Annotated in this window: 8 protein-coding genes; all 8 read right to left on the bottom strand. The window is 31.3% G+C overall.

What is annotated here, in order from left to right; all coding sequences use genetic code 11:
- Positions 1 to 15: 15 nt before the first annotated feature.
- The gene (gene rnr / locus VK998_RS07245) at positions 16 to 2127 is read right to left on the bottom strand and encodes a ribonuclease R (protein ID WP_325227051.1); all 2112 of its coding nucleotides are present in this window, start codon (positions 2125 to 2127) and stop codon (positions 16 to 18) included.
- Positions 2128 to 2184: 57 nt separating this feature from the next.
- A complete protein-coding gene (locus tag VK998_RS07240) occupies positions 2185 to 3369 on the bottom strand; it encodes a D-alanine--D-alanine ligase family protein (protein WP_325227047.1) in 1185 nt (394 codons plus the stop codon).
- Between the two features lie 15 nt (positions 3370 to 3384).
- A complete protein-coding gene (locus VK998_RS07235) occupies positions 3385 to 4956 on the bottom strand; it encodes a UDP-N-acetylmuramoyl-tripeptide--D-alanyl-D-alanine ligase (protein WP_325227044.1) in 1572 nt (523 codons plus the stop codon).
- Positions 4957 to 5090: 134 nt separating this feature from the next.
- Positions 5091 to 5852 (bottom strand): alpha/beta fold hydrolase, encoded by a 762-nt coding sequence (locus VK998_RS07230; protein ID WP_325227042.1) that lies wholly within the window; start codon positions 5850 to 5852, stop codon positions 5091 to 5093.
- Between the two features lie 431 nt (positions 5853 to 6283).
- Complete coding sequence (locus tag VK998_RS07225) at positions 6284 to 8296, bottom strand: sodium-translocating pyrophosphatase (protein WP_325227040.1); 2013 nt, start codon at positions 8294 to 8296, stop codon at positions 6284 to 6286.
- 22 nt (positions 8297 to 8318) lie between these two features.
- Positions 8319 to 8543: a preprotein translocase subunit SecG gene (gene secG / locus VK998_RS07220; protein ID WP_325227039.1), complete on the bottom strand. Its 225-nt coding sequence runs from the start codon at positions 8541 to 8543 to the stop codon at positions 8319 to 8321.
- A gap of 140 nt (positions 8544 to 8683) precedes the next feature.
- A complete protein-coding gene (gene eno / locus VK998_RS07215) occupies positions 8684 to 9976 on the bottom strand; it encodes a phosphopyruvate hydratase (protein WP_325227035.1) in 1293 nt (430 codons plus the stop codon).
- Between the two features lie 131 nt (positions 9977 to 10107).
- Positions 10108 to 10873 (bottom strand): 2,3-bisphosphoglycerate-independent phosphoglycerate mutase (gene gpmI / locus VK998_RS07210; RefSeq protein WP_325227032.1); only part of this gene is annotated, 766 nt, incomplete at its 5' end.

Below are 10873 nucleotides of genomic sequence, written 5' to 3'. Positions count from 1 at the left end.
TGCCCCTAAGATTGTTTAAGATAATAGCATAAAATCAACTGTTCGTTTTACCAAATCTGCTTTTATCACTTTAATCTTTACCATATCTCCTAATTTATATTTCTTATTAGTAAATTCTCCTACAATATAGTAGTTATCTTCATCAAATTCATAATAATCATCTATCATATTGCTAAAATGAACTAGCCCTTCTACTGTATTCTCCAATTGGACATACATACCAAAATGGGTTAAAGATGATATCATCCCTTCATATATATTTCCAATTCTCTTAGACATATATTCAGCTACTTTTAAATCATCTACTGCTCGTTCTGCTTCTTCTGCAGTTCTTTCAGTTATAGATGTATGTTCTGCTACTTTTGGTAGTATTCCATCCAATTTAGCTTGCTCCTTAGGATTTAATTTACCCTTATAAAAAGATTTTAATATCCTGTGTATTTGTAAATCTGGATATCTTCTAATAGGAGCAGTATAATGGGAGTAATATTTAGTTGCAAGCCCAAAATGGACATCTGGTTCACAGCTATATCTAGCTTTTTTCAAAGACCTTAATAATAGAGTATTAATCAAAGTTTCTTCCTTTTTTCCCTTTACTTCTTTAGTTAATCTTTGTAATTCTTTAGGATGAACTTCTTGAGTACCTTTAATCATGTATCCAAAATTATGGACAAATTTATTAAAATTATTGATTTTCTCCATATCAGGTTCTTCGTGAATTCTATATAAAAATGGTATTTCTGCCCAAAATATATATTCAGCAACAGTCTCATTACATACTAACATAAACTCTTCTATCATTCTATTAGCTATTCTTCTGTCTTCTTTCACAATATCTACAGGAATACCATTTTCATCTAATATTATCCTTGCTTCCGGAAAATCAAAGTCAATACTACCTCTTCTTTGTCTTTTTTCATATAATATATGACACAACTCTTCCATTAATTTTAAATCTTTTGCAACTTTATCCAATTTTTCAAAAGCTTCATAATTCTCATTCTCTAACAAATCAGAAACATCATCATAAACAAGCCTGGCTTTGCTTTTTATCACACCTTCTACTATTTCATGATTTATTACATTGCCACTCTTATCTATATCCATAAATACAGATAAGGTTAATCTATCAATATTTGGATTTAAACTACATATACCGTTGGACAATTCTTTAGGAAGCATAGGTATCACTCGATCAACTAAATATACGCTATTTCCTCTTTTATATGCCTCTTTATCCAAAGGCGATCTTTCGTTAATATAATGTGAGACATCAGCTATATGAACACCTAACCGATAATTATCTCCGATCTTTTCAATTGAAACAGCATCATCTAAGTCCTTAGCATCAGCTCCATCTATAGTAAAGGTATTTAAATCTCTTAAATCCCTTCTATTCTTAATTTCCTCTTCACTTACTCTTTGTTCTATACTTCTAGCCTGTTGTTGCACTTTTTCAGGAAATTCTTCTGGCAACTTATATTGCTTCATTATTGAAAGTATGTCTACTCCTTTTTCTCCCACATATCCTAAAATATCTATTACCTTACCCTCAGGATTTCTTCTCTTCTCTGGCCATCTAGTTATTTCCACTAATACTTTCTGGTTAGTCTTAGCTCCTTTTGCATGATCCTTTGGTATGAATACATCATAAGCAATTCTTGAATCATCTGGTATTACAAATCCAAAATTTTTGCTACTTTCATATGTTCCTACTATAGTGTTGTTAGCTCTTTCTAATATTCTAATGACTTCCCCTTCATCTTTCTTATCCATTATCCCTTTGCTTATTATTTTAACAACTACTTTGTCACCATGTAGTCCTCCATTGATTTCTTCAGCTGGAATAAATATATCTTCCCTTTTCTTATCTTCAGGTACTAAAAAACCAAATCCCTTTTCATTGCCTTCCAACTTTCCCACTACTAAATTCATTCTATCAGTGAGCCCATAACGATCGTTTCTAGTCTTTATTATGACTCCTTCTTTTTCCATTTCTTCTAACACCTTATAGAAAGCATTAATTTCTTTTCCTTCTAGACCAAATTGTATAGCTAATTCTTCTTTAAGCATTGGTTTATATAGTTTTTCTTCCATAAAGTTTATTATATTCTTTTTTATTCCCATCTCTATCCTCCAATCTTTTGTGCTTATCAATTTAAGGTTTATCTTGCTAAAAAGTTCTTAAATCCCTTTCATGCTGCTAGCTTTAGTGCCGCCTAAATGGACTTGGTTAAACAAATCTGCTTCATAAGTATACATATTTTCATTCTTATCCTTATGAACTTCTATAGCTATATTTATCATTTTATCTAGCAGTTTATCAAAAGGATAGCCCTTTTTCTCCCATAAATAAAATGCAATTGACCCAGGTAATGTATTGATTTCATTTATAAATATATTTTGATTCTCATCTAATAGAAAATCAATTCTAGCATTGCCACTACAATCAATTGCCATAAAAGTTTCTTTAGCAAGTTTTTCTATTTTTTCTCTTAAATTATCTTTAATATCTGCAGGAATTATTCTTCTACTACTATCTTTTCCCATTCCCTTAGTATTGCTTTTTATATATTTATCTTCGAATGTAAGTATTTCTTCCCATCCTAAAGGTTCTTCACATAAAGAAACTATAACATCATCATTATATCCCATTGCAGCACAATTAATTTCTCTAGGGTTTTCAACAGCTTTTTCAATTATTATCTTTCTATCATATCTTGTCGCCACTTCAATAGCTTCTATCAAACTTTCCTTGTCTTTAGCTTTTGAAATTCCTATACTTGAACCTAAATTCGCTGGCTTTACAAATAGAGAATAGCCTAATTTTTCTTCAATATCATTAATAATCTTATCTTTTTTTTCAATCCATTCTTTTCTATAGAACCAAAAATAATCGACTATTGGAAGTCCACCAGCTTTAAAAACTTCTTTCATTAGTATTTTATCCATTCCAACTGAAGAAGCTAAAACTCCTCCACCAACATAAGGCATATTTTTAAGCTCAAACAAACCTTGAATTGTACCATCTTCACCGTTAGTACCATGTATGGTTGGAAAAACTATGTCAATTCTATCTATTATTTTTTTTCTAAACAGTCCTATATTATTCGGATGAAGATATAAATTATGGTCATTGGCATTTAATGATAATGTTATTTCTTGTAAATCATTTAAATTATTGTTTTTAAAGTTTTCAAACTTCATCAAGCTATTTCCTGTACACCATTTGCCTTCTTTATTGATGTAAATAGGAATTATATCATATTTATTTTTGTCTATGTTTTCCATTACTTGCAGTCCAGTAATTACAGAAACCTCATGTTCAACACTGCGGCCGCCAAAAATAATGGCTATTTTCTTTTTCACATTAATCCCCCCTAGTTATTCATTGTAATTATCTGGAAGATCATTTTCGAATAATACAACATCTTTTGGCTTCGTTATTCTCTGTATTATTTTTGTAGCTTCGTTTAAATCTTTCACAACAAATATATTATCTTTATTATATCCTATTTCAGTTAAACCTTCGTATATAGGTAAAGTCCTTTTCTCTCCTATTAGAATAGCAAAATCACACACCTTGCCAATATTGACTCCTAACTCTCTATTAGATTCCTCTTCTCTTTCTCCTAGCTCCACCATACCAGGAGTAACAATAATCTTTCTCCCTTCTTTAAATTGAGATAGTACTTCTAAAGCAGCCTTTGCTCCTATAGGGTTAGAGTTGAAAGCATCATCAATTATTATAACTCCTGTTTCAGAATTTATTATATTTAATCGATGAGGAATTGGTTGAATTTTATGAATTCCTTTCTTTATCTCTTCAAAATTTAAACCCATTGCTACTGCTACAGATACTCCTGCTAAAATATTATATATATTATGTTTACCCAATAATTTAGTTGTACATCTAATACTATTACCTTTCTTATCATTAATAGTAAAAGTAGAACCCTCCTGAGATACTTCTACATCTTTTGCATATATATCTAATTCTTCTCTATCGTCTATTCCATAAAGAATCTTTTCTTTAAAAGTTTTGTCAGCTAATTTTCTAATATGTTCATCATCATAATTAAATATAGCAACTCCATCTGTAGGTAATTCTTCAATTAGTTCGTATTTAGTTTTCATAATGTTATCTAAATTTTTAAAAGTTTCCAAATGAGTAGGTCCAATAGATGTAATAACCCCAATTCTTGGTTTAGTTAGTTTCGATAGTTCCTTAATATCCCCTATATATCTTGCACCCATTTCTGCAATAAACACTTGATATTTCTCATTTAATTGTTCATTTATTACCTTACTCAATCCCATAGGAGTATTATAACTTTCTGGTGTATTCAACACCTTATATTTTTCCTTTAATATAGTCCCTGTTATAAATTTGGTACTAGTTTTCCCAAAACTGCCTGTTATACCTATTACCTGAAGATTTCTCATAGACTTAATCTTTTCTTTAGCCTGCTGAAAAAATCTCATATTGATATTGTGTTCAATTGGCTTAATTAAAATATTTGATATATACATAGTCATAGATTGAAAATAATAAAAAACAGTACCTATAAACAACATTATTGGAAAATAAAATAATGTATCCGTTACTATTTTTACATAAACTATGTAAACTATTAAAATAAGAATTATATTAAATAATATATTAACAGCATAAAGCCGCTTCGCTCTATTGGTAAATACTAGAGGTTTTTTTATTTCTTTATCTTCAGAATTCAAAGTTAATATCATATAAAATATCCAAAGTATATTATAAAGCACCCAAACAAATAATCTTATCATTTTTGACTGATTGAATAAAATACTAATAGTTATAAATAGTATTGTCATTATTAGAATATAAATAACATTTTTATTTAATCTTTTAATATATGCCCTGTTACTTTCTTTTAACCATTTTTTATATTGCTCTTCTTTGTATCCTTCTAACTGCATCATATGTAAAAAGAATTTTGATCTCTCAATTATTAAATATATCCACATTAGTGTTAAAAAAAGAATAACTAATTCAGACAATCTTATTCACCTCTCAATCCTTATTGAATCCAAAATCTTTATTTCAAAAAATATGTCTACTCTAATAAAAATGTCTTTAAAATAATAGCAAATCTATTAAAGTCGTCTAAATATGAATAATGACCTGCACCTTCCAATACAACTAATCCACTATCTGGTATTTCTTTTTCCATTGTCTTTCCCATATATAATGGTGTTGCTGTATCCTTGTCACCCCATATTAATAATGTAGGAGATTGTATTCTTTTAAGAATCGGATGTAAATCTTCATTTACGACCTTAACGAGGGTTTTTCTCATAATACCATCTGCTTCTTTATAATCTGTTGAACCAAATTTCTTGTATATTTTTCCCATCTTTTTTTCTTCATTGACCCAAAAGAATATAATTTTATATAAAAACCTTAATGTTTTAAAAGAGTAAACCTTTAGATAATATTTAAAACCTCTTTTGGGTATTAATCCAGCACTGTTAATTAATACAATTTTCTCTACATTATCAGGATATTTGCTCCCTAGTAATATAGACAACTTTCCTCCAAAAGAATGTCCTATTAATATAATTTTTTCTATTTTCATTTTGTCTAAGAATTTTTTTACAATCCTTGTATAATCTTGAGAATCAAATGCTTTATTTGGAGCTTGACTTTCTCCAAATCCAGGTAGATCCAATGCATATACTTTAAAATGAGGTTTTAAAAGGTTTACAATAGATAATACAGTATTTATATTAGCACCCCAACCATGAAGTACTAGGACATCTTTTCCTTTTCCTTCACATATGTAATTGATTTTTATATTCTCAATATTTACCTTCATGTTAAACCTACCTTTGCCAGTTTTTCTGATAATGAATAGAATATAATTTCTTTAACTGGCAGACACATAGGTCTGCCCCTACTTGAATGGCAGACACATAGGTCTGCCCCTACTTGAATGACAGACACATAGATCTGCCCTACTTGAATGACAGACACATAGGTCTGCCTCTACTTGAATGACAGACACATAGGTCTGCCCCTACTTGAATGGCAGACACATAGGTCTGCCCCTATTATAAATATTATTAACTATACCTAGGTGAATATAACAGATAATATTAATATTTTGTTGCTACTTTTTAATTATATCATATATAAAAAATAAATACATAAGTTTAAACTTATTTGATTTATTAAAATTCTATAAATAATTAAACGGTTCTTACTGTTTAGATAAACAATAAGAACCGCCCTAGTTGTTCGATTGTTCTATTTAAATAGGTTAAATAATATCCCACCATAGTTTAAGAAAAGTTGAGCGAATACTAAAGATACTATGGTCATAAGCTTGATTAATATATTCAGCGAAGGTCCTGAAGTATCTTTGAATGGGTCTCCCACTGTATCTCCAACTACTGCTGCATGGTGAGCTTCACTACCTTTTCCACCATGGTGTCCATCTTCTATATATTTCTTAGCATTATCCCAAGCTCCACCTGCATTAGCCATAAATATTGCCATCAATACTCCAGTAACTAAAGCTCCTGCTAATAGTCCACCTAAAGCTTCAGCGCCTAATAATAATCCTACTAATACTGGAACTACCACTGCCATGATTCCAGGAATTACCATTTCCCTTAAAGCAGCTTTCGTACTTATATCAACACAAGTATTATACTCAGGTGTTGCTTTACCTTCCATTATTCCTGGGATTTCTTTAAACTGTCTTCTTACTTCTTCAATCATGCTAAATGCAGCTTTTCCAACTGCCTCCATTGTCATAGCTGCAAATAAAAATGGTAGCATTCCTCCGATAAACATTCCTGCAATAACTGCCGGTTCTGTTAAGTTGATACCACTTAATTCTACTGCTTGTGTATAAGATGCAAATAATGCTAAAGAAGTTAAAGCTGCCGAACCTATAGCAAATCCTTTACCTACAGCAGCAGTAGTATTACCAACTGCGTCTAATTTATCTGTAATCTCTCTTACTTCTTCTGGCAATTCACACATTTCTGCAATTCCACCGGCATTATCTGCTATTGGTCCATAAGCATCTACAGCAATAGTCATTCCTGCTGTAGATAACATCCCAACTGCTGCTAAAGCAATACCATATAATCCTGTTGCAGTATCGTTTAATCCACCAGAGACATAGAATGCAATTAATATCCCAATTGCTATAACTATTATTGGTCCTCCTGTAGACATCATACCTACAGATAAACCTCCAATTATATTAGTACTTGCTCCTGTTTCTGATTCAGATGCTATACCTTTTACAGGATTATAATCTGCAGATGTAAAATATTCAGTAATTCTTGAAATTATTAATCCCACTGCTAAACCAGCCAAAATAGCAACAAAAGGTTGATATGAGTTTAAAATATTTTTACTTAAAAAGAATGCTATAACTAAAGTTATTAAAGAACTTACTAAAGTTCCAGTGTTTAATGCTTTTTGAGGATCTTTATCTCCTTTAACAAAATAAACACCTATTATAGAAGCAATTATTCCTACTGCTGCTAATGATAATGCGAATTTTACTCCATTTTCACCATAAGCAGCTAATCCCAACGTAATTGCTGATATTATAGCACCTACATAGGATTCAAATAAGTCTGCTCCCATACCTGCAACGTCTCCAACATTGTCTCCAACGTTATCTGCTATTACTGCAGGATTTCTAGGGTCATCTTCTGGTATTCCTGCTTCTACTTTTCCTACTAAATCAGCTCCTACATCAGCTGCTTTAGTATAAATGCCTCCACCAACACGTGCAAATAGAGCTATTGATGAAGCTCCTAAACCAAATCCTGTAATAATTGATGGGTTAGGGAATAGTATGTATAACACACCTACTCCTAATATTCCTAATCCAACAACACTCATTCCCATTACTGCTCCACCAGAAAAAGCTACACCCAACGCTTTGTTCATTCCTGATTCCATTGCTGAATTAGCTGTTCTGACATTAGCTTTAGTAGCTACTTTCATGCCAAAATAACCTGCAAGGACTGAAAAAATTGCTCCTAATAAGAAAGATACTGCCGTTTCCCAATTAATAGCAAATACTAAGACAAAGAAAAGGGCAATTACAAAAATCGATAAAGCATTATATTCTCTCTTTAAAAAAGCCATAGCTCCTTCCTCTATATAAGAAGCTATTTCTTTCATCCTATCATTGCCAGGACTTACTTTGTCAATAGAACTAGCTTTATAAAGAGCAAATAGTAAGGCTACTATACCAACTATTGGTGCAGCTATTAGTGCAAAGTTCATTTAAACCTACCTCCTCATTTTATTAAATTACAGCTAGAACTAATGCAGATATCATAAACACAATTGCTGAAACTGTGGTTATTTTACTAAGCATTGCTTCAAAAGTTCTTAATTTTGATCTACCAAAAGCATTTTGTCCACCACCAGTAAGAGCTCCTAGCCCTTCCGATTTGCTTTCTTGTAACAATACGGATACGATTAAGGATATACTAGATATAAGAAATATTATTGAGAAAAAAATTGTCATTTTTGCACCTCCTATATTGAAATTAGAAAAATCTATTTTATCATAGCTAGTAAACAAGAATATTTTAACATAGTGGTTCTAATAAATCAATAGTATTAATTATTTCACATGTTAATAAAGAAATAGTAAGGCGCGCCTTACTATTTCTTTATGTTATAGAATGCTTGCTTTCCTTTGTATAAACTAGTTAGTCCTAAAAAGTCTTCTATCCTCAATAACTGATTATATTTAGAAACCCTATCAGTTCTTGAAGGTGCACCAGTTTTAATTTGGCCTGCATTGGTTGCTACTACTAAATCTGCTATAGTCGTATCTTCTGTTTCTCCAGACCTATGAGAAATTACTGCTGTATAACCATGAACCTTGGCCATCTCTATTGTATTCAATGTCTCTGTTAAAGTTCCTATCTGATTTAATTTTACTAACACTGAATTAGATACTCCCATATCTATTCCTTTCTCTAAACGCTTAGTATTAGTTACAAATAGATCATCTCCAACTAATTGGATTTTTTCTCCTAATCGTTCTGTAAGCCTTTTCCAACCTTCCCAATCATCTTCAGCTAATCCGTCTTCTATAGATATAATTGGATATTTTTCAACTAAATCTGCATAATAGTCTATCATCTCATTTACTGTTAATTCTCTACCTTCTCCTTCAAGTTTATATACCTTATTGTTTTCATCATACATTTCTGTAGCAGCAACATCTAAAGCTAAGTATACATCTTCTCCAGGTTTATATCCTGCTTTTTCAATGGCTTCTACTATGGTTTTTAATGCTTCTTCATTACTTGATAGATTAGGTGCAAATCCACCTTCATCCCCTACAGAAGTATTTAATCCTTTTCCTTTTAATACAGCTCTTAAATTATGGAATATTTCTGCACCCATTCGTAATGCTTCTCTAAAATTAGATGCTCCAACTGGCATTACCATAAACTCTTGAATATCTACATTATTATCAGCATGCTCTCCACCATTTAATATGTTCATCATTGGTACTGGAAGAACTTTTGCATTTACTCCACCTATATATTGATAAAGAGGCATTCCTAATTCGTCTGCTGCTGCCCTCGCTACTGCTAATGAAACACCTAGTATAGCATTGGCTCCTAATTTACCTTTGTTTTCTGTTCCATCCAATTCTATTAACAGATTATCTATTCCTAATTGGTCATATACATCAATACCAATAATTTCATCTGCAATTATATTATTAACATTATCTACTGCTTTCATAACACCTTTTCCTAAATATCTTTCCTTGTCTCCATCTCTTAATTCTACTGCTTCAAAAGCACCTGTACTGGCTCCCGATGGAACTAAAGCTCTACCATGAGCATCATATTCAGTCCAAACTTCTACTTCAACCGTTGGATTTCCTCTTGAATCTAGTACTTCTCTTGCATATACATCTGTAATTAAACTCATTATATTCATCCTCCCATATTAAATTCATATTTCACAGTTCACAATTATTTAAGTCTAGCTTCTAAATCTAAGATTCTTCAGCTACGCTTCAGAATGACAAAACAATATCTTCTCATAATTACCATATACTTTTAAATTTCAATAAGACTTTGACCAGTCATTTCTTTTGGTTTTTCTATACCCATTAAATCCAATAGAGTAGGTGCTAAATCCGCTAATATTCCTTCTTTTAATTTGACATGCTCTACACCTACTAGTATTAATGGGACCTGATTAGTAGTGTGAGCAGTTATTGGGCTACCATCCTTTTTATCTATTAATAATTCTGCATTGCCATGATCAGCTGTAATTAATGCTTTACCACCTTTTTCTTCTAATAAATCTACTATCTCTCCCAAACAACTATCCACTGTTTCTACTGCTTTAATGGCTGCATCTACTATTCCAGTATGACCTACCATATCTGGATTAGCAAAATTTAAAATTACCAAATCGTACTTATCCATTTTTAGTCTATTCAATACTTCATTTTTTACTTCTATAGCACTCATCTCTGGTTTTAAATCATATGTGGCAACCTTTGGTGACGGGATTAAAACTCGGTCTTCATTTTCATAAGGTTCTTCTCTACCACCATTAAAGAAAAAGGTAACATGAGCATATTTTTCAGTTTCTGCTATTCTTAACTGATTAAGTCCTAAACTGCTAACATACTCACCTAGAGTATTCTTTGGTTTTTCTGTTTTATAAGCAATTTTTACATTCTTTATGGTTTTATCGTATTCCGTCATAGTTATAAAAAAGGTATTTACCTTTTTTTCTCTTCCAAAACCATCAAAATTCTCATCAACAATAGCCCTAGTTATTTGCCTTGCTCTATCTGGTCTGAAATTGAAA

The sequence above is a fragment of the Schnuerera sp. genome, assembly GCF_035459645.1.
Taxonomy (GTDB): domain Bacteria; phylum Bacillota; class Clostridia; order Tissierellales; family Tepidimicrobiaceae; genus Schnuerera.
The sequence above is the reverse complement of the archived record's forward strand: the minus strand, read 5'-3'. Positions and strand labels throughout refer to the sequence as shown.

Coding starts and splice junctions, on each gene's coding strand:
- VK998_RS07225 (WP_325227040.1), bottom strand. CDS start 8,296: ATGAACTTTGCACTAATAGCTGCACCAATAGTTGGTATAGTAGCCTTA.
- rnr (WP_325227051.1), bottom strand. CDS start 2,127: ATGGGAATAAAAAAGAATATAATAAACTTTATGGAAGAAAAACTATAT.
- VK998_RS07235 (WP_325227044.1), bottom strand. CDS start 4,956: ATGATGCAGTTAGAAGGATACAAAGAAGAGCAATATAAAAAATGGTTA.
- secG (WP_325227039.1), bottom strand. CDS start 8,543: ATGACAATTTTTTTCTCAATAATATTTCTTATATCTAGTATATCCTTA.
- VK998_RS07230 (WP_325227042.1), bottom strand. CDS start 5,852: ATGAAGGTAAATATTGAGAATATAAAAATCAATTACATATGTGAAGGA.
- eno (WP_325227035.1), bottom strand. CDS start 9,976: ATGAGTTTAATTACAGATGTATATGCAAGAGAAGTACTAGATTCAAGA.